At 62.9% G+C, this 25,163-nt stretch carries 25 protein-coding genes and 1 tRNA gene; 12 read left to right on the top strand and 14 right to left on the bottom strand.

Annotated elements, in window-relative coordinates:
- Window positions 1-70: 70 nt before the first annotated feature.
- The 4 genes from QTI04_RS04110 to QTI04_RS04125 all read left to right on the top strand — a co-directional run bounded on the left by QTI04_RS04110 (window position 71) and on the right by QTI04_RS04125 (window position 2,321).
- Window positions 71-361 carry a hypothetical protein gene (locus QTI04_RS04110; protein WP_286614297.1) on the top strand — a complete coding sequence of 97 codons (291 nt, stop codon included), beginning with the start codon at window positions 71-73 and terminating at the stop codon, window positions 359-361.
- Between the two features lie 89 nt (window positions 362-450).
- Window positions 451-1,035: a cytochrome b gene (locus tag QTI04_RS04115; RefSeq protein WP_286614298.1), complete on the top strand. Its 585-nt coding sequence runs from the start codon at window positions 451-453 to the stop codon at window positions 1,033-1,035.
- A 71-nt stretch (window positions 1,036-1,106) separates the two neighbouring features.
- A complete protein-coding gene (locus tag QTI04_RS04120; protein WP_286614299.1) occupies window positions 1,107-1,598 on the top strand; it encodes a YceI family protein in 492 nt (163 codons plus the stop codon).
- Window positions 1,599-2,321 (top strand): YceI family protein, encoded by a 723-nt coding sequence (locus QTI04_RS04125; protein WP_286597791.1) that lies wholly within the window; start codon window positions 1,599-1,601, stop codon window positions 2,319-2,321.
- On the opposite strand, the gene QTI04_RS04130 is transcribed toward QTI04_RS04125, so the two are convergent.
- Both QTI04_RS04130 and QTI04_RS04135 read right to left on the bottom strand, forming a co-directional pair.
- Window positions 2,284-2,853, bottom strand: a complete 570-nt coding sequence (locus tag QTI04_RS04130) for a hypothetical protein (protein WP_286614300.1) — start codon at window positions 2,851-2,853, stop codon at window positions 2,284-2,286. The two genes, QTI04_RS04125 and QTI04_RS04130, sit on opposite strands and share 38 nt — an antisense overlap.
- A gap of 177 nt (window positions 2,854-3,030) precedes the next feature.
- On the bottom strand, window positions 3,031-3,633 hold the full coding sequence (locus QTI04_RS04135) for a hypothetical protein (protein ID WP_286614301.1): 603 nt from the start codon (window positions 3,631-3,633) through the stop codon (window positions 3,031-3,033).
- A gap of 719 nt (window positions 3,634-4,352) precedes the next feature.
- On the opposite strand from QTI04_RS04135, the gene QTI04_RS04140 reads away from it, so the two are divergent.
- The 5 genes from QTI04_RS04140 (at window position 4,353) to QTI04_RS04160 (ending at window position 11,870) form a co-directional block, all read left to right on the top strand.
- Window positions 4,353-6,137, top strand: coding sequence for an adenylate/guanylate cyclase domain-containing protein (locus tag QTI04_RS04140; RefSeq protein WP_286614302.1), 1,785 nt, complete (start codon window positions 4,353-4,355; stop codon window positions 6,135-6,137).
- A 20-nt stretch (window positions 6,138-6,157) separates the two neighbouring features.
- Window positions 6,158-7,411 (top strand): phosphatase PAP2 family protein, encoded by a 1,254-nt coding sequence (locus QTI04_RS04145; protein WP_286614303.1) that lies wholly within the window; start codon window positions 6,158-6,160, stop codon window positions 7,409-7,411.
- Window positions 7,408-9,507 carry a S8 family serine peptidase gene (locus QTI04_RS04150; RefSeq protein WP_286614304.1) on the top strand — a complete coding sequence of 700 codons (2,100 nt, stop codon included), beginning with the start codon at window positions 7,408-7,410 and terminating at the stop codon, window positions 9,505-9,507. Before QTI04_RS04145 ends, QTI04_RS04150 begins: the two co-directional genes overlap by 4 nt.
- A 45-nt stretch (window positions 9,508-9,552) precedes the next feature.
- Window positions 9,553-11,139 (top strand): ABC transporter substrate-binding protein, encoded by a 1,587-nt coding sequence (locus tag QTI04_RS04155; protein ID WP_286614305.1) that lies wholly within the window; start codon window positions 9,553-9,555, stop codon window positions 11,137-11,139.
- Window positions 11,140-11,345: 206 nt separating this feature from the next.
- Window positions 11,346-11,870: an RNA polymerase sigma factor gene (locus QTI04_RS04160; protein ID WP_286614306.1), complete on the top strand. Its 525-nt coding sequence runs from the start codon at window positions 11,346-11,348 to the stop codon at window positions 11,868-11,870.
- A gap of 43 nt (window positions 11,871-11,913) precedes the next feature.
- Here the strand turns inward: QTI04_RS04160 and QTI04_RS04165 are convergent.
- The 10 genes from QTI04_RS04165 to QTI04_RS04210 form a co-directional block, all read right to left on the bottom strand.
- A tRNA-Pro gene (locus QTI04_RS04165) sits at window positions 11,914-11,990 on the bottom strand.
- A 26-nt stretch (window positions 11,991-12,016) separates the two neighbouring features.
- Entirely contained in the window at window positions 12,017-12,481 is a 465-nt protein-coding gene (locus tag QTI04_RS04170) for a MerR family transcriptional regulator (protein ID WP_286614457.1), read from the bottom strand.
- 65 nt (window positions 12,482-12,546) lie between these two features.
- Window positions 12,547-12,918, bottom strand: coding sequence for an integration host factor subunit alpha (locus QTI04_RS04175; protein ID WP_286597761.1), 372 nt, complete (start codon window positions 12,916-12,918; stop codon window positions 12,547-12,549).
- Window positions 12,915-15,350, bottom strand: a complete 2,436-nt coding sequence (pheT, locus tag QTI04_RS04180) for a phenylalanine--tRNA ligase subunit beta (RefSeq protein ID WP_286614307.1) — start codon at window positions 15,348-15,350, stop codon at window positions 12,915-12,917. The genes QTI04_RS04175 and pheT overlap by 4 nt, the downstream gene beginning before the upstream one ends.
- 19 nt (window positions 15,351-15,369) lie before the next feature.
- Window positions 15,370-16,446, bottom strand: coding sequence for a phenylalanine--tRNA ligase subunit alpha (gene pheS, locus QTI04_RS04185; RefSeq protein ID WP_286614308.1), 1,077 nt, complete (start codon window positions 16,444-16,446; stop codon window positions 15,370-15,372).
- Between the two features lie 133 nt (window positions 16,447-16,579).
- Window positions 16,580-16,939 carry a 50S ribosomal protein L20 gene (gene rplT / locus QTI04_RS04190; protein WP_028253492.1) on the bottom strand — a complete coding sequence of 120 codons (360 nt, stop codon included), beginning with the start codon at window positions 16,937-16,939 and terminating at the stop codon, window positions 16,580-16,582.
- 24 nt (window positions 16,940-16,963) lie between these two features.
- Window positions 16,964-17,167 carry a 50S ribosomal protein L35 gene (gene rpmI / locus QTI04_RS04195; protein WP_028253491.1) on the bottom strand — a complete coding sequence of 68 codons (204 nt, stop codon included), beginning with the start codon at window positions 17,165-17,167 and terminating at the stop codon, window positions 16,964-16,966.
- 141 nt (window positions 17,168-17,308) lie between these two features.
- The gene (gene infC, locus QTI04_RS04200) at window positions 17,309-17,920 is read right to left on the bottom strand and encodes a translation initiation factor IF-3 (RefSeq protein ID WP_286614458.1); all 612 of its coding nucleotides are present in this window, start codon (window positions 17,918-17,920) and stop codon (window positions 17,309-17,311) included.
- 97 nt (window positions 17,921-18,017) lie between these two features.
- Window positions 18,018-19,925, bottom strand: coding sequence for a threonine--tRNA ligase (gene thrS / locus QTI04_RS04205; RefSeq protein ID WP_286614309.1), 1,908 nt, complete (start codon window positions 19,923-19,925; stop codon window positions 18,018-18,020).
- A gap of 216 nt (window positions 19,926-20,141) precedes the next feature.
- A complete protein-coding gene (locus tag QTI04_RS04210) occupies window positions 20,142-20,453 on the bottom strand; it encodes a putative quinol monooxygenase (protein ID WP_286597754.1) in 312 nt (103 codons plus the stop codon).
- 112 nt (window positions 20,454-20,565) lie between these two features.
- Here QTI04_RS04210 and QTI04_RS04215 point away from each other — a divergent pair, with 112 nt between their 5' ends.
- On the top strand, window positions 20,566-21,528 hold the full coding sequence (locus QTI04_RS04215; RefSeq protein WP_286614310.1) for a GlxA family transcriptional regulator: 963 nt from the start codon (window positions 20,566-20,568) through the stop codon (window positions 21,526-21,528).
- Window positions 21,529-21,601: 73 nt separating this feature from the next.
- Here QTI04_RS04215 and aceA read toward each other — a convergent pair whose 3' ends face one another.
- Window positions 21,602-22,921 carry an isocitrate lyase gene (gene aceA / locus QTI04_RS04220; protein ID WP_286597752.1) on the bottom strand — a complete coding sequence of 440 codons (1,320 nt, stop codon included), beginning with the start codon at window positions 22,919-22,921 and terminating at the stop codon, window positions 21,602-21,604.
- Window positions 22,922-23,165: 244 nt separating this feature from the next.
- Window positions 23,166-23,570 carry a gamma-glutamylcyclotransferase gene (locus QTI04_RS04225; RefSeq protein WP_286597751.1) on the bottom strand — a complete coding sequence of 135 codons (405 nt, stop codon included), beginning with the start codon at window positions 23,568-23,570 and terminating at the stop codon, window positions 23,166-23,168.
- A gap of 30 nt (window positions 23,571-23,600) precedes the next feature.
- Between QTI04_RS04225 and QTI04_RS04230 the strand changes: the two genes are divergently transcribed.
- Window positions 23,601-24,527: a DMT family transporter gene (locus QTI04_RS04230; RefSeq protein ID WP_286597750.1), complete on the top strand. Its 927-nt coding sequence runs from the start codon at window positions 23,601-23,603 to the stop codon at window positions 24,525-24,527.
- A gap of 183 nt (window positions 24,528-24,710) precedes the next feature.
- Entirely contained in the window at window positions 24,711-25,133 is a 423-nt protein-coding gene (locus tag QTI04_RS04235; protein ID WP_286568531.1) for an SWIB/MDM2 domain-containing protein, read from the top strand.
- Window positions 25,134-25,163 lie beyond the last annotated feature (30 nt).

The following is a 25,163-nucleotide window of genomic DNA, read 5'->3' on the forward strand; positions in this document are numbered from 1 at the left end:
GCGAGTATGGCGCGCATCCGTTCGGCCGTGAAAGCGTGAAATCCATGAGCCAAGAAAAAAGGAGCTCACCATGAACTGCGAAGCGATCCATTGTCTCGACACGGAGACTGTCCGGTTCGCGATCTATCCCGACGGCTTCGACGGACCTCGCATCATGGCCCGCATCGCCGACGACGCACTGCACAACCTTTTTGGCGCAAGCAACGACGAGATCAGCCTGCTCAAGGCTTGCGAGGCCCATTTCGACGTGATCGAGGCGAAGGCCGTGGAGCGCTACCGCGCGTCGCCGTGCACGCCCATCACACTGACTGCGAATGACATCGAGGCGTCCATGCCGCTCGCCGAGGCGTCCTGCAGCTAGGGGGCAACTTTGAAGTGTGCCGGCTCGATCGGCGCGACAAGGCGAAGGCGGGTTGTCCAAGATGGCCCCAAACTGCGACACTGGGCGCGATGCGAACTCCTCCCTCATCGGCCCCGTCCGGGAAAGCGAAGACCGACGCCGCTTGGAGCGCGTCGATCAGGCTCTTCCATTGGCTGATCGCGGTGCTGATATTCATCCAGTTCGCAATGGGCTGGCTGGCCGTCGGGTGGCGGCTTTCGCCGACAAAGATCAATCTCTTCGTCTGGCACAAGTCCATCGGCATGCTGATTCTCGCCTTGGTCATCGCACGGCTGTTAAATCGTCTGGCAAGGCCGACGCCGCCGCTTCCGGCAGACACCCCCGCGTGGGAGCGCGCTGCGGCACGATGGAGCCACGCCCTGCTCTATGTCCTGATGATCGCGATGCCACTCACCGGCTGGGTCATCAACTCCGCGGCGGGCATCCCGTTTCGCATCTTTTGGCAGCTGCCGCTGCCGGCCTTGATTGCACCTGACAAGCACACGGCAGAAGTCGTGGCGCTCGTGCACTTCGCACTCGGCATTGCCTTGGTCGCTTTGCTGATGCTGCATATCGGCGCCGCGCTGCGGCATCACTTCGTCAAGCGAAACAACGTGCTGAGGCGAATGCTGCCTTCGAGGAGACTCGTGAAATGAAAGGGCTCGCCAGTCTTCTCGCCGTTTTGGCTTGCTCTGCGCCAGGTTTCGCGCTCGCCGCCGAATGGAAAATGGACCCTGCGAACAGCCGGCTCGAGTTCGCAGCCACCTTCGAGAAATCGCCGGCTCCAGGCACCTTCAAGGAGTTCGACACGCGGCTCGACTTCGACCCGGCGAAGCCTGCCGGCGGCCGCCTGGATGTCACCATCAGGGTCGCGAGTGCGGACATGGCCAGCGCGGACATCAACAAGGCCATTGCCGGGGCCGAATGGTTCGACTTTGCCCGCCATCAGCAGGCGGAGTTCCACTCGACCGATATCCGGCAGACCCCTGCGCAGGCTGGCAGCTACGTCGCCCGCGGCGTGCTCACGCTGAAGGGAGTGCAACAGCCGGTGGAGGTGCCCTTCAGATGGAGCGAGGCGTCCGACGGCGTGACGATGCAAGGCGAATTCACCGTCAAGCGATCGCCATTCGGCATCGGCACCGGCGAGTGGACCGCCACGGATGTGATCGGGCCCGAGGTCGCGGTGAAGTTCCGCGTGCGGCTGCGCAAGGCCTCGTGAATGCTGCGCCTAGGCTACGCCATCGCACTCGTGATGCTGATCGCGGCTTGCGCGCCGCCCGTGCGTGTGACAGCGCCGGAGCCAGCCCCGACGCTTGCGAAGGGAAGCGCCCCGGAGGGCTTTCCTATCAAGCGCTATCAAGAAGCAGCGGCGCAGGGCAAGCCGGTTTATCGCGTGGACCCCGAACAATCACTCGTCTCCGTCCTGGTGCGTCGCGGCGGATCGCTCGCGCACCTCGGACATGATCACGTCGTTGCGAGCCGTGGCGTCCAGGGCTACATCGCCCCGGACGAAAGAATTGCCGATTTCTTTGTCCCCCTGGCCGAGTTGTCGGTCGACGAGCCGGTACTTCGCGCGGAAGGCAGATTGGACACGCAGCCCACCGAGTCCGACATCGCCGGCACGCGCTCGAACATGCTCGACAAGGTGCTCGAGACGCAACGCTTTCCTTACGCGCTCATTCACATCAGCGGCGGGGAGAAGACGCCGACAGGGTTGCGGCTCGACGTCACCATCACGCTGCACGGGGTCCGCCGCAGCTTTGATGTGCCGGCGCAAATGGAGACTGTGGAGGGCGCGATGAGCGTCGAGGGAACGCTCGAACTCAAGCAGTCCGACTTCGGCATCGTGCCCTTCTCCATTCTCGGCGGCGCAATGCAGGTGCAGGATCGGCTGAGCCTGCGCTTCAGGATTCGTGCGCGGCCCGTCGATGCCCGGTCATGAACTCGCGCAGGTCGTTGTAGCGTGAGACGAAATTGACGAGCACGCTGGCCGTCCACGCAAAGGTGAAGATCCCCGACATCCCGATGATCGGCGGCACGATGCGCCATGCCTGAGGCAGCGAGAACGGCTCGCCCAGCGCGGTGTAGCAGTTGGCCGCAAAGTAGGCGGCGGTCGACCAGTTCGCGACGATGTCGCCAAAGATCAGGGCTGCCGACCAGACCACCACCTCGGCCAGATGCAGCGCGAGCAGCATCATCACGGTCAGGGTGAACAGCAAGTCGGCCTGCCACAACGAAGCGCGCGACTTCAGCGCGTTCGATCTCTTGAGATAGGAGCCCGTGATGACGCGGATCCAGAAGGCATGGAACATGATCACCACGACGAGAACCGCGCCGCCAAACATGATGTCAGGCAGAGGCAGCGCCTGAGTCAGGGCGTTCTCGACCAGGCTGGGCCGCAGGCTCGACAGATCCGAAGCGGCCGACGAAACGACGCCTGGAAGCGAATCGGAATCAAACTTCTCGTCAGCCATGATGAGCACCCTCGGGTTGGACGGGATCGGAACCGTCCCCCATCGTAGCGACCGGTCGCGCCTACGGGGTGCTGCGGGATTGCATCAACGCCTGATGGAGCTTGTCCAGTCCGCGTGCGCCGGGCCGCGCTGCGGATGCCCAGATCGAACACCTGCGCATGCCGGCAAGCCGCGCCATCATTTCGCCGGCGCAGGCTGGACGCGCAGCGCCACACTTTCAGTGAAGCTCGCGACGACCTGATCCCCTGCCTTGACTTCGTGCAAGACCTTCGGATCGCGCACCTTCACGTCCACGAAATCGCCGCTCGGGCCCCTGAGCGTGGCAACGCCTCGCTTGGCATCCACACTCTCGACATTGGCGACGATGGTGGTTCTCTTCATGACCACGCCCCCCGGCTTCGCGCCACGCGCGGCAACCGCGGCCGAGTCGGTTTCCACCTTCTCGCGAATGCCGTCTCCGCCCTTCACCAGCGCGAGTGCGACGCCGATTCGATAGCTGAGGCGAACGCGGTCGCCGACCTTGACCTGGTCCAGATTCTTGACTGCCGGATCGACCCTCATCTCGCCGATGTTGCCCTTGGGGCCCTTGATCGACACGATGCGGTTGGCGAGATCGATCGCCGTGACCTCGCCGACGACAGACACAACCGTCGAGCCGCCTCGTGCGTCTTCGAGGTCCACCCGCTGGTGGGCTGGCGTCTCGGCGCCTGCGATTCCAGCACTCGACCCGAGCAGCAGTGCCGTGCATGCGGCGATCAGGACTTGTCTTTGAGAGGTCATCGTAGAGCTCCAGTGTGTGACAGGGAAAACGTTCGTCGACTCGTGGTCGCTTCAGCAACGACTCGGCGTGCCAATGCAATCACGATCCCGAACCGGATCGTGCCGCGCGGCTGAGAGATGGATGACTGCAGTTTCGCGCTGCCTTGCGGGCGTGTCAATCAAGGCGAAGCTACAAAGGCCCGCGCTGGCTCCGAGCACGTCCGGCGCTGTGGGCGCGTCCGCTTGCGCCCTTTCGTGATCGAGGTTGACCAACAGCCCGTGCATGGTCAGCAATCGCACGCTTCAACCTGGGTGAACTCTTGATCGGTGGCAATGAAGCGCATCTCGTAGCCACCGAGTCGGATGGCGTCGCCATGGAGGGCCACGGCCGATGCGGGCGCACTGGGCGGCGAGGGAATCCGTGAGGGTCATCCTTGCACTATCGACTGAGGCTCATCCGTTTGATGGATGCGCGAGGCCTGCGAAACGTCTACGGTATCGCTGCGGGATTCCTCGCCCATCAAGCGGTGAAAGCAGCACTCATGAGCCGGTCAGTCGACTTCCTCAAGCATCGGTTCGCAGGGCATCGTGCGCGCCCATGGTGCGCTCGGGGAGTCGTTCCGTTGCATCGAAGCTCGTTTTGGTGCCAGGCGCAAACCATCGAAGAGCGCTGGAATGGCAACGCGATTTCCCTGCTTGCGGTCATCGGCCCGGCCCTCGACAATCCGATCGAGGAAAAAATGCCAGCCCAACCCCGGTTCGATGGCGGTTTTGAACGCGTCGTGCGCGCCGTAGTGGTCGTCGACGTGGTCGAATCGGTTCGTCTGATCCATGAGGACGAGACGAATGCGGTGCAGCGCTGGCGAGTCTACGCAGCAGAAGCCACCGACCGCATCGCGCCCGCGTATGGTGGGCGCGTCGTGAAGAGTCTGGGCGACGGACTCATGATGGAGTTTCCTGCGGCGCCCTCCGCAGTGCTTGCGGCTTTCGAATTGCAGCGCCTCAGTCTCGCGACGAGCGAAGGACTCGAGGACCATCGCAAGATGCGAGTGCGCGTCGGTGTGCACGTGAGTCCCCTGATCTCGGACGCGCGCGACGTCTACGGACACGGCGTGAATCTCACCGCACGACTCGCGTCACTCGCCGGCCCGGACGAAATCGTCGTATCCGCAGACGTGCGCGACCAACTCGTCGCCGACCTGGATGCGGAGATCGAAGACCTCGGCGAGTGCTACCTCAAGCACCTGGAGGATCCGGTGCGCGCCTTTCGGATCGGTGCGCCGGGCGAGCGACCTGCTCTCGAAACCGCGGCGTCGCGCGGGGACCTGAAGGCGACGGTGGCGGTGATGCCTTTTTCCAACCGCGGCAGCGGTGCCCAGTCCGAGCACGACGTGATCGGGCAGGCTCTGGTCGACGACGTGATCGCCGCGCTGTCGCGCTCACCCGAGATCAACGTCGTGTCTCGCCTGTCGACCACGGCGTTTCGCGGACGCAAGATGGACCTCGACACGATTGCACTGCACCTGCATGCGGACTACGTCGTCTCGGGCTCCTTGGCGATCAGCGGTGGCCGGTTGCGTCTGAATGCCGAACTCGCCGAAGTTCGCTCAAGTCAGGTCATCTGGTCCAAGACGCTCAAGGGCGCGGTTGCCGGCGTCATCGCCGGCGAGGATGACTTGGCGGATCGGCTCGTGAGCGAGATCTCCATGGCGATGAGCGCGCACGAGGTGCAGCGCGCAACCGGCAAGGCATTGCCGACGCTCGAAAGTCGCACACTGCTACTGGCCGGAATCACATTGATGCATCGCATTTCGCCCACGGCTTCGCAGCAGTCACGATTGCTGCTGCAGACGTTGATCGATCGTGCGCCGCGCCTCGCGGCTCCGTACGCGTGGCTGGCAAAGTGGCACGTGCTGCGCGTCACGCAGGGATGGTCCGATGACGTCATGGCGGACGGCAAGCAGGCGCTGGACAACACGCGGCGGGCACTCGACCGCGATTCGACGCTCTCGCTGGCGATGGTTGTCGAAGGCCAAGTCAATACCTACATTTTGAAGAACCTCGACGTCGCGGAAGAACGCTACGAGGCCGCGCTGCGCGAGAACCCCAACGATTCACTGGGGTGGCTGCTGAAGGGTACGCTGCACGCGTTCCGCGACGAGGGCCAAGAAGCCGTGCGCCACACCCGGCAGGCGATGAAGCTCTCCCCGCTCGATCCACTGAAATACTACTTCGACTCTCTGGGCGCGACGGCTTCGCTGGCCTCGGGCCAATACCCGCGCGCGGTGAACCTCGCTCAAGCGTCGCTGCGCCTCAATCGGACGCATGCGTCGACCTTGCGCGTTCTGATCACCGCCCTATGGCAACTTGGCCGCGAGGAAGAGGCACGGAAGTGGGCCCGCGAACTTTTGAAGATCGACCCGACCTTCAAGGTTTCCACGTATCTCGAAAGATCCCCGGCTGCGCCGTTCAAGCTCGCGAGGACGGTCGCTTCTGCGATGCAGAGTGCTGGCATACCAAGGTAATTTCTCGAGGAGGATGCGACATGAGCTATCTCGAAGGAGCAGAGGGTGCGGAAGGTGCAGAGGGAGCTGAGGGTGCGGAAGGCGCAGAAGGCGCAGAAGGGGCGGAGGGGGCTGCTCAACGCGCGCGGCGCTCCCCGGTCTTCGCCCTCATCGCTCATCGCGACGGGATTGCGGGCAGTTGGGACTACCAGCCGACCGCCTGGCAAAGCGGCGAGATTCCTCAAACCGTCGGTGGACCGCTCTCTCGCTGGGACACCCGCATACGACGCTTCGTCTTTGAGTCGGAACTGCTTTCCTCGCTCTACTTCTCGATCGACGCCCCAATGGACGGTAGCCCGGTCCCGCCCGGAACCACGTTCTCGTACGAAGCCACGCTCTACAGCCTCTTGAGACCCAATACCGCATTGGGACCGAGTCCACCGGCCGGCACATGGAAGCCATTGATTTCCATGCTGCGTCCTGGTGACAGCATCTTCGCTGGCCAACTCGTCCTGATGAATGGCTATGCCGACCTGCGGGTCGATCGGGCGCGCGAAATAGTTGCACAGATGGCGCCTCAGTACGCGTTCTGGGGTTCCGTCGTGCCGCTTTATCCCGCGCGGCACAGATACACCATCGAATTGCTGGGTCTCGTTCTGCGGCTTGCGAAGTACACCGAAATGAGCTTCAAGAACGCACTGTGTGTGCGAAGGCCGAACGAGTACTCGCCGCAGATTCAGCCGATCCTGCAGACGCCCATTCACGGCTCGCTTCCCAGCGGCCACTCGACCGAAGCTCATGCGGTGGCCCGCGTGCTGCACGCGCTGGTATCCGATCCGACAAAGACGCTGGCACAGACACAGCAGTTGCGCGAGCAACTCATGCGGCAGGCGCACCGCATAGCGATCAACCGAACGGTGGCGGGATTGCACTACCCGGTCGACAGCATGGCGGGGCAGTTGCTCGGCTTGACGATCGGCAGCTACTTCGTCGCGCGTGCGAGCGCCCCACTCCCGAGCGCGGGAGGTTCGGGATATACAACTCCCGCAACCGGCAGCGTGGAGGCCTGGAAGTTCGATGGGACGCAGTTCAATGGCTTGCAGGACTTCACCGGCTCGGAGATCTATGACGTGGTCGGCGATGCGGTCAAAGTGCCGGTGATCAAGCCGCCTGCCACGAAGCCCTTCGTGGCGCGCCTGACAGCCCCAAACGTTGAGGTCAACTACGCGCCTTGCCTCAACTGGCTGTGGAGTGCAGCAAAGGCCGAGTGGTATCCGGCGACGGACCGACCATGATCACGCATGAAGTTGATAGTCCTGACCAGCCGCGGCCCCCGCGAACTGCCCAGCCGTATCTGAACTGGGCCCTGCGCAGCGAACGGGCCTTCCTCCGATCGGGGAAGTGGCTGCCCTTGCTGGTGGAGTTCGCGCAGGGTTGGACGGTCAGCCTATTTCGTCGTGCGTTTGTGGACGAAGTGGACAAGGATGACTCAATCCGCGTACCGCGTCTCTTTGGTGGAGGGGCACTTCCGGACGAGTTCAAGTTCTGCGTCATCCTCGTGCGGGAAGACGCGGCCGCGTTGACAAGAAGCGCGCGCTGGAACGCGTCGATCCTCCGCGCCGAACTGGGACCGCCCGTCACCCTGGACGATGTGGAGGAGCTTGTCGATCGATCGGTTTCCGAATCTGAAGCCGCCTGGAGCGCTGAGCGTTCGAGAGTCCAGTGCGCCGATCCGTCGATGAATCCTTCGGATCGGCGCGTGGTCGTGGCGGTGTTGGACGAAGGCATTGCATTCGCCCATCCGCGATTCGCCCGCAGATGGCGGCCGACGTCCGGCCCCGCCCAGGTATTCACCCGGGTCGAGTATGTGTGGGTCCAGGATGCCAGCGGGCGGATCGAGCCCGGCACGCCCGGCAAGGAATTCACCGCCGCGAGAATCGACATTGCCGTGCACGACGCCAAGGCAGCGGGCGACGCGGAGGACAGCGTCTATCGCGATCCCTATCTATCCGTGCTGGACATGGAGGTGGAAGGCTACAAGCCGCTGGCTCGGCGTCAATCCCACGGAACACACGTCCTGGACATGGCGAGCGGGTACGACCTCGACGAAGCGCCGACCGCAAAGCCGATCATCGCGGTCGAGATGCCAGAGATATCAGTGGGCGACCCCGCTGGCTCCACGCTGACCGTTCACGCCGCATGGGGCCTCGTCTATGTCCTGTGGCGCGCGCGCAGCCTCCGCCAGCCCGGCGAGACCCTGCCTGTGGTGGCGAATCTCAGCTACGGACCGCACGAAGGACCGCATGACGGGAGTTCGGCATTCGAGTGCTTCGTCGATGCGCTCACTGAGTTTTCCCGGATCATCTCGACGCCCATGCGCGTCGTTCTTGCCGCAGGCAACTATCGACAGTCGCGCACCCATGCAAGATTCAAGGTTCAGGCTGGAACCGCGTGCGACCTCGCATGGCGAATCCAACCCTGCGGCTTGACTCCAAGCTTCATGGAGATCTATTTCCCAAGCTCGTGCGCACCCGTGAGCGTGACGCTCATTTCGCCTGATGGCACGGATTTCTCCATTTCGACCGACAAGGTCACGTCGAATGTCCCCGTGGAGCCCCCAAGCACGGCCACTTCGCCGCCGCCTCCTCCCTACACGATGGAGTACGTAAATTTCGGCGCAGCACTGAGCAGCATCGTGATCAGTCTGTCACCGACCGCAGAAGACTACTGGGGAAGCGGCTCGCCGCTGGTGCCATCGGGCATCTGGACCGTCCGCGTGGAGCTCGGATCGGGAGAGGCCTGTTTCGACGCGTGGATCAAGCGCAGCGACACGCCTGGCGGCCGGCGCGCCAAGGGTCGTCAGTCCTACTTCGACGATTGCCGGTATCTGCGCTTCGCTCCGAACGGCATGCCCGTGGAATTCGATGCCGGCGAAAGTTATGTGCAGCGGCAGAACACGCTGAGCGGCATCGCCACCGGAAGACTCACCTACGTCATCGGCGCCTATCGCCGGGGACCCGATCGCGCGGACCTGATGCCAACGCTGTACTCATCGGAGGCTTCGGTCAATCTTGTTCCGACGCGCACGACATTCGGAGTCAATTGGAGCGCGCCGGGCGACGATGCGTTCAGCTGCCCGGGCACTCTGGGCGCAGGCACCCGCAGCGGAATGCGGGTTTCGATGAACGGAACCAGCGTTGCGGCGCCACAAGCCGTTCGCTATTTGGCGGATGTGTGGGCGCAAACCGGAAGCGATCCAGGGCCAATCCCCCCCAGTTCGATTCTGGATCCGGTTTCGTCGCGCGTGCCCCCGCTGGACCGCTCACCTGTGGCGGGTGTCGGACTGATGCGATTGAAGCCGCCAAGCGGACACGTCTGGGAGCGCCCCTAGCGTGAAAGTGTGCGGCTCAGCCGCCGAAGCCGCAGAAGGACCGTGATGAATCAATCGAACGCGCTACCCGCCCTCGGCTGGATCCTCGCCATCGCATGCGCCACCCCCGGCCTCGCCTCCGCGCAGACGCTGCGATGGGCCAGCCAGGGCGACCCGCAAACGCTCGACCCGCACTCGCAAAATGAACTGCTGACGAACTCGATCAACGGGCAGGTCTACGAGACGCTCGTGTCTCGCGACAGGACCCTGCGACTGGTCCCCTCTCTTGCCACCGGATGGCAGCAACTCAGCCCGACGCTGTGGCGGATGACGCTTCGCCCCGGCGTGAAATTCCACGAAGGCCAGCCCTTTTCAGCCGAGGACGTCGTGTTTTCGGTGGCACGCGCGAAGGACAAGACGTCGAATATCCGCGTCTATGCCGCCGGACTCGGCGAGGTGCGTGCAGTCGATCCGCTGACGGTGGAGTTTTCGCTCGCGCAGTTCAATCCTCTCTTTCTCGAACACGCGACGCTGGTCCAGATCATGAGCAAGGGCTGGTGCGAGGAGCACGATGCCGCCAGTCCGCAAAACTTCAAGAGCGGGGAGACCCGATACACGACACTGCATACAAACGGCACGGGACCTTTCGTCCTCGTCTCGCGGCAACCCGATGTCAAGACGACCTTCAAACGAAACCCGAACTGGTGGGGGCGCTTCGACGGAAACGTGAAGCAAGTGGAATACACGCCGATCAAGAGCGATTCGACGCGAACCGCGGCGCTGCTTGCGGGTCAACTCGACCTGGTGCTGGACCCTCCGCCGCAGGACATGGACCGGCTTCGCGAGTCCGACGGCATGAAGGTCGTCGACGGCATCGAGAACCGCATCCTATTCATCGGCATGGACCAAGGCCGGGACGAGCTTCTCTACAGTTCGGTCAAGGGCGCCAATCCCTTCAAGGACGTGCGCGTGCGTCGCGCCCTTTATCACGCGGTGGACATCGAGACGCTGCGCACTTCGGTGATGCGCGGCCAGGCGCGGCCGACCGGCGCCATGGCGCCGTCGCCCCTGGGCATCTTCAACGATGCGCAACTGGAGCAGCGCCTGCCCTTCGATCTGGCGCGGGCGCGGGCTCTGATAGCGGAGGCGGGCTACCCGCAGGGCTTCGAGGTGCGGCTGGATTGCCCCAACGACCGCTACATCAACGACGCGCGCATCTGCGTTGCGCTCGCGGCCATGTGGAGCCGGATCGGCGTAAAGGTCGACGTCGTCACCCAGCCCAGGGCCATCTTTTTTGCCAAGGGCGAAAAGCTGGACGTGTCGATGTACCTGCTCGGCTGGGGCGGTGCGATCACGGATGCGGACGTCACCTTGTCGAACGTACTGCGCCCGCGCGGAGACAACGGAGTCGGCTACTACAACTGGGGCAACTACAAGGACGCCCGGCTCGACGAACTCGCGGCCGCATCGGCCGTCGAGCAGGATCCGGTGAAGCGCGAGGTGTTGATCAAGGCCGCGTTTCGCGAACACAACGAGCAGGTGCACAACATTCCGTTGCATCGCCAGGTGATTCCGTGGGCGATGCGCGAAAACGTGGACGCGATACACCGGGCGGACAACTGGCTCGAGTGGCGGTGGGTCACGATCCGCTGACCGCTCGGAGCGGGCGCTTCGCCGCCTAATGAAAAAGTCCGTCAGGAATGCCTCGAGAAGATAGGTCTTCGACCGGCAATTTCCGAGCTGGCTCAGGCGCGCGACCCAGGCCGGCTGACATCGAAGCCGGCGGCCTGTTTTTCTCATACCTGACAGATACTTAGCGCGTTATATTTCGTCACCGCCACCGCACTGCTCCCGCCCGCATGGACAACGACGAGGTCAACAAGCTGCTGGCACGCATCGGCCGCGAAGACCAGGCAGCGTTTCGTCAGCTGTACAAGGCGTTCAGCCGCAAGGTGTACGCGTATGTGCTCAACATGCTGAGCGACCACGCGCGGGCCGAGGAAGTCCTGGCGGACTCGTTCTACGAGGTCTGGCGCCACCCCGAGCGCTTTCGCGGCGATTCGCAGTTCTCCACCTGGCTCATCGGGATTGCACGCAGAAAGGCGCTGATGGTCTACCGTGCGCGGCGGCCTGACGAGGTGCATTGGGATCTCGACGACATCGCCGAGACCACCGCCTCCGACACGCCTGACGGCTACGTCGGCGCGGGAGCCGTAATTCGCTGGGGCGGTCGCCGATTGAGCGCTCGCCACGCTGCAGGCCCCCCAGCAACGCGGCAGAAGCGACTCGGACTACGACTGGGCGAATCAAGACACTTGCCTCTGTCAAGGCGCAAACCTCCCCTGCGACCTAGGACGCCGCTAGGACGCGAGGCACGAAAATGACGAAGGGGTTAGCAACTACTACGCTGCTAACCCCTGTCATTACTGGTCGGTGTGAAAGGATTCGAACCTTCGACCCCTTGCACCCCATGCAAGTGCGCTACCAGGCTGCGCCACACACCGAAGCCCTCAATTATAGCCTCGCGAATTCAGTGACTTGTGGTGAGCAACTCACGAATTTCATTCAGTTCGCGCCGGAGATGGAGCAATTGCGACAGATCGACTGTCCGGGCTGCCTGCGGCGGCGGCGTTTCCATCTCGTCCTGCACCGCTGCATCGAACTCTTCCTGATCGATCTCGATCGCCTCAAGGCCTTCCAGCGGCACATCACCGGCTTTGCGGCGATCGCGCTCGGACTGCACCAGCTCCTGCAGCTTGTTGCGCGCTCCGCTGATGGTGAACCCCTGGTCGTACAGGAGATCACGGATGCGGCGAATCATGAGCACCTCATGGTGCTGGTAGTAGCGCCGGTTGCCGCGCCGCTTCATGGGGCGCAGTTGCGTGAACTCCTGCTCCCAGTAGCGCAGCACGTGCGGCTTGACGCCGCACAACTCCCCCACCTCACCGATCGTGAAGTAGCGTTTGACGGGAATTGGCGGGAGGGTTTTCTCCATTGAAATCAATACAGTGCAAGCGAAACCTCATAGGTTACTCCACCCTCGCTTGCAGCACCAAGCACTTATTCGGACCCGAGGCTCCATTCGACCTCTTGCGGCGCTTCTTCGGAGATGCTTCCGTGGATTTGTTCCTTGAGCTTGGCGCTCGCATGGAAGGTGGCGACGCGACGCTCGCCGATGGGGATGGCCTCGCCAGTCCGCGGATTGCGCCCGGGCCGGGGCGCCTTGACGCGGATCTGGAAGTTGCCGAATCCCGAGATCTTCACGTCCGTGCCCTCGATCAGGCTGTTGGCGATCAGGTCGAAGAATGCCTCGACCATGTCCTTGGACTCGCGCTTGTTCAAGCCGATTTGCTCGAACAGTAGATCGGCCAGATGCGCCTTGGTGAGCGCCGGCGTTTCGAGGGCCTCGAGCGTGAATTCCATGGCGTTCATGCCCGCATGCGCGCGCCGAGCCGCGCGCCGAGTTGCTCGATGATCGCGCGCACGGCCGCTTCGACCTGCTCGTCGGTCAGCGTCGCGGCGTCGGAGTTGAAACTGAGGCGCACGGCCATGCTCTTCTCGCCTTGTGCGAGGCCGCCAGAAGCAACCGCACCATCGCGACCAACCGTCGGCCGGTAGATGTCGAAAAGGCTGATTTCACGCAACAGCCTCGCATCCGAAGCGGCGCGGATCGCCTGCATGAGTGCGTCGTGCGTGACCGCTTCAGCGACCACCACCGCGATGTCGCGTTCAACCGCCTGGTGCTTGGGCACCGGTTGCGCCACTGGCACCGGCCGAGCGGTCACGGCGTCAAGCTCAAGCTCGAACAGCACGGGTGCATGGGCGAAGTCCCATTTTTGACGCCAGCGCGGATGCAGTTCACCGACGACGCCGATGGCGCGACCGTCGAGCAGCAAGCGCGCGGCGCGTCCCGGATGCAATGCAGGGTGCTGCACAGGCTCGAAAGATGCCACGCGCGGTGCAAGCAAGGCCTCGACGTCGCCCTTGACGTCGAAGAAATCGGTGCGTTGCGCCTTGCCTTCCCAGCGGGCCTCGTCCGCATCGCCCCAGGCCAGCCCGGCCACACGCATGGGCTGATGGATACCCTTGACCGTGCTGTCGGTGGTGACGACCGAGTCGTCGCGAAGGAAGACCCGGCCCAGCTCGAACACGCGGGCGCGCGGCGCCTTGCGGTCCAGGTTGAACTTGAGCACCTGCAACAGCGAGCCGATCAGCGACGATCGCATCACGCTCATCTGGCTCGCGATCGGGTTCAGCAGCTTGATCGGGTTCTCGTTACCGGCGAGATCCTGTTCCCAATGGGCTTCGACGAAGCTGAAGTTGATGGTTTCCTGGTAGCCCAACGCAGCGAGGCGGTGGCGCACGGCGGCGTTGCCACGTTGCGCCTCGGCCCGCACGCGCGCAGTGATCGGCGCCAGCGGTGGCGTGGTCGGCAGGTTGTTATAGCCAATGAGGCGTGCGACCTCCTCGATGAGGTCCTCCTCGATCAGCAGATCGAAGCGATGCGGCGGCGGCGTGACGATCAGCGTCCCGTCGCCTTCCGCGACCGGCAGGGCAAGACGTCGCAACGCGTCGGCGCACTGGGCCTGTGTGAGCGGCATGCCGATCACACGCGCGGCGCGTGCCACGCGCATCGAGACAGGCTTGGCTTTTGGCAGTCGCAGGGTCTGGTCGTCGATGGGGCCGGCCTCTCCGCCGCAAATGTCGACCACCAATTGCGTGATGCGCTCGATGATCGCCACGGTACGGCTCGGGTCGACGCCACGCTCGAAACGGTGCCCGGCGTCGGTCGAGAAATTGAAGCGGCGCGAACGTCCCTGGATGCTCTCGGGCCACCAGAAGGCAGCCTCGACGTAGATGTTGCGCGTGTCGTCGGACACGGCCGTCGCGTCGCCGCCCATGATGCCGGCAAGCGACTCGACTTCGCGATCGTCAGCGATCACTCCGACCTTCTCGTCGACCGTGACCGTGTTGCCATTGAGCAGCTTCAGTTGTTCGCCCGGCCTGCCCCAGCGCACGCTGAGTCCGCCATGGATCTTGTCGAGGTCGAAAATGTGAGATGGCTGTCCGTACTCGAACATCACGTAGTTCGAGATGTCGACCAGCGGTGACACGCTGCGCTGACCGCAACGGGCGAGCCGGTCAACCATCCATGCGGGCGTCGCGACCTTGGTGTCGACGCCGCGCACGACGCGCCCCGAAAAACGGCCGCACAGCTCGGGAGCCTCAACCTTGACGGGCAGCTTGACCTCCAAGGCCGCCGCGACGGGTGCGATCTCGGGCGTCTTGAGCGGTGCGCCGGTCAGCGCGGCCAGTTCGCGCGCGATGCCATGAACGCTCAGTCCATGCGCGAGATTGGGTGTGAGCTTGAGCGTCAGCAAAGAATCGTCGAGCTTCAGCACCTCACGCACATCGGTACCGATCGGAGCGTCGGCAGCGAGTTCGAGCAGCCCGCCATGGTCTTCGCTGAGCTTGAGTTCCCGCGCCGAGCACAACATGCCTTGGCTCTCGACGCCACGCAGCTTGCCGAGTTGAATGAGGAATGGCTTGCCGTCCTCGCCTGGAGGCAGTTCGGCGCCGACCAGCGCGACCGGGACCTTGATGCCGACACGCGCATTGGGCGCACCGCACACTATGTTCAACAAGGCACCCTGCCCTGCGTCGACCTGGCACACGCGCAGGCGATCGGCATTGGGGTGCTGCTCGGCTTCCTTGATCTCGCCGACCACCACCTTGGCGAAGGGCGGCGCGACCGGCCGGCGCTCTTCGACCTCGAAGCCGCCCATGGTGAGCGTTTCGGCCAGTTCGGCGCTGCTGAGCTGCGGATCGCAGAATTCGCGCAACCAGGACTCGGGAAATTGCATCTCGTCGTACTCGTTCTAATTACTGGAATTGACTCAGGAAACGCAGGTCGCCGTCGAAGAACAGGCGCAGGTCGTTCACGCCGTAGCGCAGCATCGTGAGCCGATCCGGGCCCATGCCGAATGCGAAGCCGATGTAGCGCTCCGGGTCCAGGCCCATGTTGCGCACCACGCTCGGGTGCACCTGCCCAGAGCCCGCGACTTCAAGCCAGCGGCCGGCCAACGGGCCGCTCTGGAACTGGATGTCGATCTCTGCGCTGGGTTCGGTGAACGGAAAGAAGCTGGGGCGGAAGCGCAGCACCAGGTCGTCGCTCTCGAAGAAGGTCCGGCAGAAATCGGTGAACACGACCTTCAGGTCCTTGAAACTCACGTTCTCGCCGAGCCACAGGCCTTCGCACTGATGGAACATCGGCGAATGAGTCGCGTCGCTGTCGACCCGGTAAGTGCGGCCGGGTGCGATCACGCGGATCTCTGGAGCCTTGACCGTGCCGCTGGCGTCTGCCGAGGCAGCTTCGAACTGCGCAGCGTGCTTTTTGATTTGCTGGTGCGCATATCGCACCTGCATCGGGCTGGTGTGCGGGCGCAGGTTGTAGGGAATGCCGTCTTCGCCGTTCATGTCGACGTAGAAGGTGTCCTGCATCGACCGCGCCGGATGGTTCGGCGGGTTGTTCAGCGAGGTGAAGCTGTGCCAATCGGTCTCGATCTCGGGGCCGTCGGCCACGTCGAAACCCATGCTTGAGAAGATCGCCTCGATGCGATCCATCGTGCGGCTCACCGGATGCAATCCGCCCGGCACTCGCTGGCGGCCAGGAAGCGTGACATCGAGCGCCTCGGCTCGCAATTGAACCGCGAGTTCCTCGTCCGCGAGTCGCTGGCGGCGCTCGGTGAGCGCAGCCTCGATCGCCTGTTTGGCAACATTGATGGCAGCGCCGCGAGACTTCTTCTCTTCGACGCTCAGTGCGGCCATGCCCTTCATCAATTCCGTGATGCGGCCGGCCTTGCCGAGAAACAGAGCCTTGGCGTTCTCGAGGTCGGCCGGCGCCGAGGCTGCGGCAAAGGCTGCGCGTGCGGTGTCGACCAGGGAGTCCAACTCGTTCATGGGGAAATTCTTCGAGGTGAAAAGGAAGCGGGCTGCCGCCAGGATGAAAAAAGGGCTGGAGCCCTTTCAAGCGCCAGCCCTTGTGCCGTGGGCGCAGCCAGCCATCCGGAAGACGGCAACCTGCTGTGCAGAATCAAGCAGCCAGCTTGGCCTTGACCTGCTCCACGATGCCGGCAAAAGCGGCCTTGTCGTGCACGGCGATATCAGCGAGGACCTTGCGGTCGATCTCGATACCGGCCTTGCGGATGCCGTTGGCGAACTGGCTGTAGGTCAGGCCCAGTTCACGCGAGGCGGCGTTGATACGCGCAATCCACAGTTGGCGGAACACGCGCTTCTTGGTACGGCGGTCACGGTAGGCGTATTGGCCTGCCTTCATCACCGCCTGCTTGGCGATGCGGAAAACATTGCCGCGACGACCGCGGAAACCCTTGGCGAGTGCGAGAACCTTCTTGTGGCGGGCGCGAGCCGTTACACCACGTTTGACGCGAGGCATGTGTGTACTCCTTGTTCGTCTGGGTTAGATGCCGCTACCGGGCAACATGGCGGCCATCGAAACCATGTTGGTCTCGTGCACTGCCGTTGCACCGCGCAGGTGACGCTTGTTCTTGGTGGTCTTCTTGGTCAGGATGTGACGCTTGAAGGCTTGACCGCGCTTGACGGTGCCACCGGGACGAACGCGGAAACGCTTTTTCGCGCTGCTCTTGGTCTTCATTTTGGGCATGTGAATGCTCCTTTAGTTTGTGCTCGTGAGGCGCCGCGGATGTTCCACGGACTTGTTGGCCCCGAGACACTTCTTTATCCCGCCCTTGCCTGCACCCTAAAGTGCAGGCAAGGGCGAAATCCCTTCAAATCTATCGACGACTTACGCTGCCGCAGGCGCTGCCGTGGGCTCAGCCGCCGGCTTTGCAACTCCGCCCGCCTTCTTTCGGCCTGGAGCGATCATCATGATCATCTGGCGGCCTTCCAGCTTCGGGAACTGCTCGACGACGATCAGGTCGCCGAGTTCGTCGCGAATGCGCTGAAGCAATGCCAGACCAAGTTCCTGGTGCGTGATCTCGCGACCGCGGAAGCGGAGCGTGATCTTGCACTTGTCGCCCTCTTCCAAGAAACGCCGGATGTTGCGCATCTTGATGTTGTAGTCACCGTCGTCGGTGCCCGGGCGGAACTTGATTTCCTTGACTTCGATGACCTTCTGCTTCGATTTCGCTTCGGCCGCCTTCTTCTGCTCGTGGTACTTGAACTTGCCGTACTCGATCAGGCGGCAGACCGGCGGATTGGCCGCCGCGACAACTTCCACCAGATCCACGTCTTGTTCACCAGCCAGGCGCAATGCCTCGGCAAGACTCACTACACCCAACGGCTCGTTATCGGGCCCGATCAGGCGGACTTCCGGGGCCATGATTTCCCGGTTCAGGCGGTGTTGGCGTTCCTCGCGGTGGCGGCGGTCGCGAAATGCAGTAGCGATGGTCAGGATCCTTCAAACAATTTGCTACAAAAACTGTAGCTAACACCGTAGAGTCCACGCCCACAAGCAGCCTGATCGACAAATCGGCCTTTGAACTTGTTCAAATTCAAAGCTTGTGTTGGATGTCGTGAGCGACCTTTTGAGAGAACGCCTCCACCGACATGGCACCGAGGTCAAGATTGCCTCGGGCGCGCACTGCGACGGCACCTGCTTCCTTCTCCTTGTCACCTACAACCAGGATATAGGGAAGCTTTTGCAACGAATGCTTCCGTATTTTATACGTAATCTTTTCGTTGTGCAGGTCGAGCGAAACTCTAAGCCCTTGATCCTGCAACGTTTTGGCAACTTGGGCTGCGTACTCGGCCTGCCCTTCGCTGATATTGAGCACCACCACCTGCACCGGCGCGAGCCACGCGGGCAGCGCACCCGCGTGGTGCTCGATCAGCATGCCGATGAATCGCTCGAGGCTCCCGACGATCGCGCGGTGGAGCATGACCGGATAGGACCGCCCGCTCGTTTCCGTCACGTACTCGCCACCCAGCCGCTCGGCCGTGTTGAAGTCGACCTGCATCGTGCCGCATTGCCACTGGCGGCCGATGGCGTCCTTCAGCGTGTACTCGATCTTGGGGCCGTAGAAGGCGCCCTCGCCAGGCGAAATGACGAAGTCCACGCCTGAGCGGCGCAGCGCTTCCATTACCGCAAACTCGGCCTTGTCCCACAGTTCGTCGGAGCCGACCCGGTTGTCGGGCCGCGTGGCCACCTTGTAGAGGATGTCCGCGAAGCCGAAGTCGGCATAGACTTTCTGCAGCTGCGCCGTGTAGGCGACGCATTCCTCGAGAATCTGGTCCTCAGTGCAAAAGACGTGGCCGTCATCCTGCGTGAAGCCACGGACGCGCATGATGCCGTGCAGTGCACCGCTCGGTTCGTTGCGGTGGCACTGCCCGAACTCGCCGTAGCGCAGGGGCAGGTCGCGGTAGCTGCGCAGATCCGACTTGAAAATCAGCACGTGGCCGGGGCAGTTCATCGGCTTGAGGGCGTACTCGCGCTTCTCCGACTCCGTCGTGAACATGTTTTCCCGATAGTTCTGCCAGTGGCCCGTCTTCTCCCACAGGCTCTTGTCGAGGATCTGCGGACCCTTGACCTCCTGGTAGCCCGTGTCGCGATAGACGCGGCGCATGTACTGCTCGACCTGCTGCCAGATCGCCCACCCCCTGGGATGCCAGAACACCACGCCCGGCGCGGCTTCGTCGATGTGGAAGAGGTCGAGTTCCTTGCCAAGCCGGCGGTGATCGCGCTTCTCGGCCTCCTCGATGCGGCGGATGTAGTCGTCGAGCTGCTTCTTGTCGGCCCACGCCGTGCCGTAGATGCGCTGCAGTTGCTCATTCTTGGCGTCGCCGCGCCAGTAGGCGCCAGCCAGCTTAGTGAGCTTGAAAACCTTGAGAAAACGCGTATTCGGAACGTGCGGGCCGCGGCACATGTCGACGTACTCCTGGTGGTAGTACAGGCCCATGGCCTTCTCGTCGGGCATGTCCTCGACGAGGCGCAGCTTGTACTCCTCGCCGCGGGACTTGAACACGTCGATGACTTCGTCGCGTGGCGTCATCTTCTTGACCACGTCGTAGTCCTGCGCGATCAATTCGCGCATGCGCGCCTCGATGGCCTCCATGTCCTCCGGCGTGAAGGGGCGCTCGTAGGAGATGTCGTAGTAGAAGCCCTCGTCGGTCACGGGACCGATCACCATCTTCGCCGTGGGATAGAGCTGCTTCACTGCATGCCCCACCAGGTGAGCCGTGGAGTGGCGGATGATCTCCAGCCCTTCGTCATCTTTCGGCGTGATGATCTGCAGCTTCGCGTCGTGGTCGATCAAGTCACTCGCATCGACCAGCCGGCCGTCGACCTTGCCGGCGACGGTCATCTTCGCCAGACCGGGGCCGATTGACTTGGCAACGTCGGCTACCGAAACCGGGCCGGGAAACTCGCGGCGCGAGTTGTCGGGAAGAGTGATCTGGATCATGAAAAAACCTCGAGGAGAAAACAAAAAGCGCGGTCTGGGGCCGCGCTTTGCTTTGGTTCATGTGCCGGAGATTTCCAGCGTGCGCGGCCTACCGGCCTTTTCCTTCAGGGAAAAGACCGCTGAATCCTTGCGGCGTAGTTCGCGGTGTCATAACCAAAGTGCCTTTCTCGCCCTTGTTGCTGCTGAGTCGGAACTGGCGATTCTATCCGCTGCGGCTCAGGATGCAGGGGCTGCGTTCTTGAGTCCCAGCACCTCGATCGGCTCGATGGTCGGTGCCTTGGCGAACAGGTCCGGCGCCTTCGCCATGAGGGCCTGGGCGATCGGGCCGGTGAGGTGCGCCTGGCGCCCCGCTTCGTCTTCGAACGCATCGAAGATTCCGAAGGTGCTGGCCGACAGGCGCAAGGCGAACCACATCGGCGTGGTCTTTTCGTCGCGCGCCATCGCGAGGCCGGCTTCGAGGAACTGCTGGACTTCGGCTTCCTTGCCCGGCTTGGCTTCGAGGCGAGCGAACAATGCGAACTTGATCATGAGAGTCTCCGGTGGATACGGTGGGCGAAATCGCGCTCACCGGACGTGACTCTAGGCCCCGCCATCAAAACGCTCTATTGGCATTTTTGACATCTTTGCTATCGTTTTTGCCATGAAAGTGAACATCCTCGCGCTTGATGGCGTGTTCGATACCGGTCTTGCCACGGTGCAGGACGTCTTCAGCACGGCCAACGAACTGGCCGGCATGCTGGCTCTCGACGTAGCCCGATTCGACGTCTCCGTCGTCGCCATGCGGACGAAGGTGCATACCTTCCAGGGTCTTCGGGTTCCCGTCATCCCGATCAGCGAGGGCGGCGCAGCGGACTGGATCGTCGTGCCCGCCATCGGCGACAAGATGCCGGACGCATTGCAGACGGCACTGCAACGACGCGACGTGGCAGATGCCGCCCAAGTCCTGCGAGAGCACGCGGGCCACGGAGGCAAGATCGCAGCCGCCTGCATAGGCACCTTCGTGCTCGCCGAATCCGGCCTGCTCGACGAGCAGAAAGCGACAACCACCTGGTGGCTGGCCTCTCTGTTTCGCCAGCGCTATCCGGCGGTTCGGCTCGACGAATCGCGCATGCTCGTGAGTTCCGGGGCCTTCGTCACCGCCGGAGCCGCTTTAAGCCATATCGACATGGCACTGCTCCTGGTGCGCCAGGCGAGCCCGGAACTCTCGGCCCTCGTGGCGAAGTACCTCATCGTCGACTCCCGGCCTTCGCAATCCGCGTATGTGGTCACGGACCATCTGAGCCACGCCGACCCAACCGTCGAGCGCTTCGAGCGATGGGCCTGCGGCCGCCTCGCGGACGGCTTTTCGCTCGACGAGGCCGCCTCGGCAGCAGGTACGAGCAAGCGCACCCTCGCCCGGCGCATGCACCGGATCCTGGGCAAGAGCCCGCTCTCGTACTTTCAGGATCTGAGGGTCGAGCGGGCCGTCCACATGCTCAAGACCAGCGAAAAGAGCCTCGAGCAAATCGCCGAACTGGTCGGCTATGCCGATGGCGTCACGCTTCGGTCGCTGCTTCGCCAGCGCATCGGCCGCAGCGTGCGCGAATTGCGGGCCAACAATTGATTGGGGCAACAACGAAAAAGCGCCCTTACGGGCGCTTCTTGATCACTCGTGCCGGCGAGCCGGCACGAGAAAATCAGTGGAACTGCTCTTCTTCCGTGGAACCCGTCAGGGCCGTCACGCTCGACTTGCCACCCTGGATCACGGTGGTCACTTCGTCGAAGTAGCCCGTACCGACTTCCTGCTGGTGCGACACGAAGGTGTAGCCGCGGTCGCGCGCTGCGAATTCAGGCTCTTGCACCTTCTCGACATAGGCCGACATGCCGCGGGCGACGTAGTCCTGGGCAAGGTCGAACATGTTGAACCACATCGAGTGGATGCCGGCCAGCGTGATGAACTGGTACTTGTAGCCCATCGCACCCAGTTCGCGCTGGAACTTGGCGATGGTCGCGTCGTCGAGGTTCTTCTTCCAGTTGAACGACGGCGAGCAGTTGTACGCCAGCATCTTGCCGGGGTGCACCTTGTGCACGGCTTCGGCGAACTTGCGGGCGAACTCCAGGTCGGGCGTGCCGGTCTCGCACCACACCAGGTCGGCATAGTGGGCGTAGGCGATGGCGCGCGAGATGGCTTGGTCCATGCCCTTCTTGGTCTTGTAGAAGCCTTCGGCCGTGCGCTCGCCAGTCAGGAAGGGCTTGTCGTTTTCGTCGTAATCGCTGGTCAGCAGGTCAGCAGCTTCGGCGTCAGTCCGTGCGATGACGAGCGTCGGCGTGCCGCAGACGTCGGCGGCCATCCGTGCGGCGATCAGCTTCTGCACGGCTTCGGTGGTCGGAACCAGCACCTTGCCGCCCATGTGGCCGCACTTCTTGACCGAGGCGAGTTGGTCTTCGAAGTGCACGCCGCCGGCGCCGGCGCGGATCATGGCCTTCATCAGTTCGAAGCCGTTCAGCACGCCGCCGAAGCCTGCTTCTGCGTCGGCCACGATCGGAGCGAAGTAGTCGACGTAGCCCTGGTCGCCGGGATTCGTGCCCTTGGACCACTGGATCTCGTCCGCGCGGCGGAAGGTGTTGTTGATGCGCTCGACCACGGACGGCACGGAGTCCACCGGATACAGCGACTGGTCTGGATACATCGAGGCGTAGCTGTTGTTGTCGGCGGCGACTTGCCAGCCCGACAGGTAGATCGCCTTGACGCCCGCCTTGACCTGCTGCATCGCTTGGCCGCCGGTCAGGGCGCCGAGGCAGTTGACGTACGGTTCGTTGTTCACGAGGTCCCAGAGCTTTTCGGCGCCGCGGCGAGCGACCGTGTATTCGATCGGGAAGGATCCGCGCAGGCGCACGATGTCGGCCGCGCTGTAGCCGCGCTTGATGCCTTTCCAGCGAGGATTGGTAGCCCATTCTTTTTCGAGGGCGGCAATCTGTTGTTCGCGGCTCAGTTGTTCTGTGATGGTCTGGGGCATGGTCACTCCGAGGGTTGATTGAGAGGTGGCGTTGTCGCGCCGTGGGAGTAACTGTACGGCAAGGTCGTGACTCTTATGTCTTATAGAAGACATATTTTTGATCAAGCAAAATCAATGAGTTACACGACTTTTTCTCAATACGAAATAAATTTTCTTGTATTGAGAAAAAATATTGCGGCGCAGCACTCGAGCATTCCGCAATGCGCAATCAACTTTTCGTGCGTGAAAACCGCAGGTCGACGCGTTAGCGCACGCCGAACCAATCGCCGCCGGCGATGACTCTGCGGCCACGGACGCGTTCAGGATGGATCTCATAGACAAGGCAAGACAGCCCTTCGCCACCTGCGTCGGGTTCGACCGGCACTTCGCGCTTGATGTACTCGCCCGAGCCGTCCGGCTTGACCTCCTCTAGCGCATCGAGCTGGGCTTCCAGCTCTGGCGTGATGCGATAGATCTCACCGAACACCTCGCCAGGTCCACCCAGCACCGCTCCGGGGTAGGCGCCCAGGTCGTACAGGGTGCCGGCAATGCGCGCGTCGGCCACGCGCTCCGGTTTTGGGTGGAAGCGTGCGATGTCGTTGCGCCCCCCGCTGCGGAGCGTGCCGTAGACAAACACATACCGAGGCATGTTGGTGGATTGGGGCATCATCGAATCAGTCCTCTCAACGCTCCCAGTCTATTGAACACCGCATTCCCTGCACCGGGCCGCCTGGTGGCCTACGGTTGCCTCGCCTTGAGCATGTCACTCGTCGGCAGCTACGTCGCGCTTTCCAAGCCGCTGGTCGCTGCGTTTCCCGTGTTGCTGCTCGCGTGGCTGCGCTTCGGCATCGCAGCGTTGGCGATGCCGCATTGGCTTCGGCGGCCACCGGAAGAGCCCGTGATGACCGCACACACGCGCGGGCTGGTCTTCCTCGAGTCCTTTCTCGGCAACTTCATGTTCTCGATCTGCATGCTCTTCGGCGTGAGCCTCACGAGCGCGGTGTCGGCCGGCGTGATCATGGCGTCCATTCCCGCGGTCGTGGCCATCGGAAGCTGGATGTTCCTGCGCGAGCGGATCACGCCGCGTGTCGGGTTGGCCATCGCCTGCGCCGCAGTCGGCATCGGGCTCCTTGCGCTCGCTCCAGGCCAAGCCACGGGGCATGCGAGCAATGCAACGTATGCACAGATGCCATGGCTCGGCAATCTGCTGGTCTTCTGCGCCGTGGTTTGCGAGGCCTCCTATGCGGTCATCGGCAAGTCGCTCACGGGACGGCTCGGACCCAAGCGCATCTCGTCGCTCATCAACCTGTGGGGCTTCGCGCTGTCGACGCCCTTCGGCATCTGGTTCGCCCTGCACTTCGACTTCGGTGCCGTCCCCTTCGGCGTCTGGAGCCTGCTTGTCGTCTACGCACTGGCAGCGAGCATCTGGACGGTGTGGCTCTGGATGACCGGCCTGAAGGGCGTGCCCGCTTCGCAGGCGGGCGTCTTCACGGTGATGCTGCCGGTGAGCGCCGCCGTCGTCGGCGTGCTCGTGCTGGGCGAAAGTCTGTCGACCCCCCAGGTGCTTGCATTCGCACTCGCGTTGCTCGGCGTGGTGCTCGCGACGTGGCCGGCGCGCAGAGTCTGATGCCATCGAAGCGCACTCCCTAGGGAAAACGCGCCTCTTCTCCCCTCTGAAAAAACAACAGCTCCCAATGAAAAAACCGCTTTTTCCCTTGGAAACGCGTTTCTTCTCCTTTAGCATCCGCAATGCCGATGGAGACACTGCTTTTCATTGGTGAAAGTGTCCAACCAAAAAAGGAAATCAACCATGGCAACTGCAAAGAAGGCTCCGGCCAAGAAAGCTCCCGCGAAGAAGGCCGCTCCGGCCAAGAAGGCGGCAGCACCGGCAAAGAAGGCGGCTCCTGCAAAGAAGGCAGCACCCGCCAAGAAGGCGGCTCCGGCCAAGAAGGCTGCTGCGAAGAAGGCTGCTCCCGCAAAAAAGCGCACTCCCAACGCTGCGTTCATGAAGGCACTGACCCCCAGCCCGGCGCTCGCCGCTGTGGTCGGCTCGACGCCTCTGCCGCGCACCGCTGTCGTGAGCAAGCTGTGGGACTACATCAAGAAGAACAACCTGCAAGACAAGGCCAACAAGCGCAACATCAACGCCGACGCCAAGCTGAAGGAGATCTTCGGCAAGCCGCAAGTGTCGATGTTCGAACTGGCTTCGTTGATCGGCAAGCACGTCAAGTAAGCCTCGGGCGCCTCACCCGCCTGAATCAAA

Source organism: Variovorax sp. J22R115, assembly GCF_030317005.1.
Lineage (GTDB): Bacteria > Pseudomonadota > Gammaproteobacteria > Burkholderiales > Burkholderiaceae_C > Variovorax.

Excerpts from the sequence above, each read along its gene's own strand:
- rpmI (WP_028253491.1), bottom strand. The coding sequence starts at position 17,167 with ATGCCCAAAATGAAGACCAAGAGCAGCGCGAAAAAGCGTTTCCGCGTT.
- QTI04_RS04120 (WP_286614299.1), top strand. The coding sequence starts at position 1,107 with ATGGACCCTGCGAACAGCCGGCTCGAGTTCGCAGCCACCTTCGAGAAA.
- QTI04_RS04145 (WP_286614303.1), top strand. The coding sequence starts at position 6,158 with ATGAGCTATCTCGAAGGAGCAGAGGGTGCGGAAGGTGCAGAGGGAGCT.
- QTI04_RS04150 (WP_286614304.1), top strand. The coding sequence starts at position 7,408 with ATGATCACGCATGAAGTTGATAGTCCTGACCAGCCGCGGCCCCCGCGA.
- QTI04_RS04155 (WP_286614305.1), top strand. The coding sequence starts at position 9,553 with ATGAATCAATCGAACGCGCTACCCGCCCTCGGCTGGATCCTCGCCATC.
- pheT (WP_286614307.1), bottom strand. The coding sequence starts at position 15,350 with ATGCAATTTCCCGAGTCCTGGTTGCGCGAATTCTGCGATCCGCAGCTC.
- QTI04_RS04115 (WP_286614298.1), top strand. The coding sequence starts at position 451 with ATGCGAACTCCTCCCTCATCGGCCCCGTCCGGGAAAGCGAAGACCGAC.
- QTI04_RS04215 (WP_286614310.1), top strand. The coding sequence starts at position 20,566 with ATGAAAGTGAACATCCTCGCGCTTGATGGCGTGTTCGATACCGGTCTT.
- QTI04_RS04170 (WP_286614457.1), bottom strand. The coding sequence starts at position 12,481 with ATGGAGAAAACCCTCCCGCCAATTCCCGTCAAACGCTACTTCACGATC.
- QTI04_RS04125 (WP_286597791.1), top strand. The coding sequence starts at position 1,599 with ATGCTGCGCCTAGGCTACGCCATCGCACTCGTGATGCTGATCGCGGCT.
- rplT (WP_028253492.1), bottom strand. The coding sequence starts at position 16,939 with ATGCCTCGCGTCAAACGTGGTGTAACGGCTCGCGCCCGCCACAAGAAG.
- pheS (WP_286614308.1), bottom strand. The coding sequence starts at position 16,446 with ATGAACGAGTTGGACTCCCTGGTCGACACCGCACGCGCAGCCTTTGCC.
- QTI04_RS04175 (WP_286597761.1), bottom strand. The coding sequence starts at position 12,918 with ATGAACGCCATGGAATTCACGCTCGAGGCCCTCGAAACGCCGGCGCTC.
- QTI04_RS04235 (WP_286568531.1), top strand. The coding sequence starts at position 24,711 with ATGGCAACTGCAAAGAAGGCTCCGGCCAAGAAAGCTCCCGCGAAGAAG.
- QTI04_RS04130 (WP_286614300.1), bottom strand. The coding sequence starts at position 2,853 with ATGGCTGACGAGAAGTTTGATTCCGATTCGCTTCCAGGCGTCGTTTCG.
- QTI04_RS04140 (WP_286614302.1), top strand. The coding sequence starts at position 4,353 with ATGCCAGCCCAACCCCGGTTCGATGGCGGTTTTGAACGCGTCGTGCGC.
- QTI04_RS04225 (WP_286597751.1), bottom strand. The coding sequence starts at position 23,570 with ATGATGCCCCAATCCACCAACATGCCTCGGTATGTGTTTGTCTACGGC.
- QTI04_RS04110 (WP_286614297.1), top strand. The coding sequence starts at position 71 with ATGAACTGCGAAGCGATCCATTGTCTCGACACGGAGACTGTCCGGTTC.
- QTI04_RS04160 (WP_286614306.1), top strand. The coding sequence starts at position 11,346 with ATGGACAACGACGAGGTCAACAAGCTGCTGGCACGCATCGGCCGCGAA.
- thrS (WP_286614309.1), bottom strand. The coding sequence starts at position 19,925 with ATGATCCAGATCACTCTTCCCGACAACTCGCGCCGCGAGTTTCCCGGC.
- QTI04_RS04135 (WP_286614301.1), bottom strand. The coding sequence starts at position 3,633 with ATGACCTCTCAAAGACAAGTCCTGATCGCCGCATGCACGGCACTGCTG.
- QTI04_RS04210 (WP_286597754.1), bottom strand. The coding sequence starts at position 20,453 with ATGATCAAGTTCGCATTGTTCGCTCGCCTCGAAGCCAAGCCGGGCAAG.
- aceA (WP_286597752.1), bottom strand. The coding sequence starts at position 22,921 with ATGCCCCAGACCATCACAGAACAACTGAGCCGCGAACAACAGATTGCC.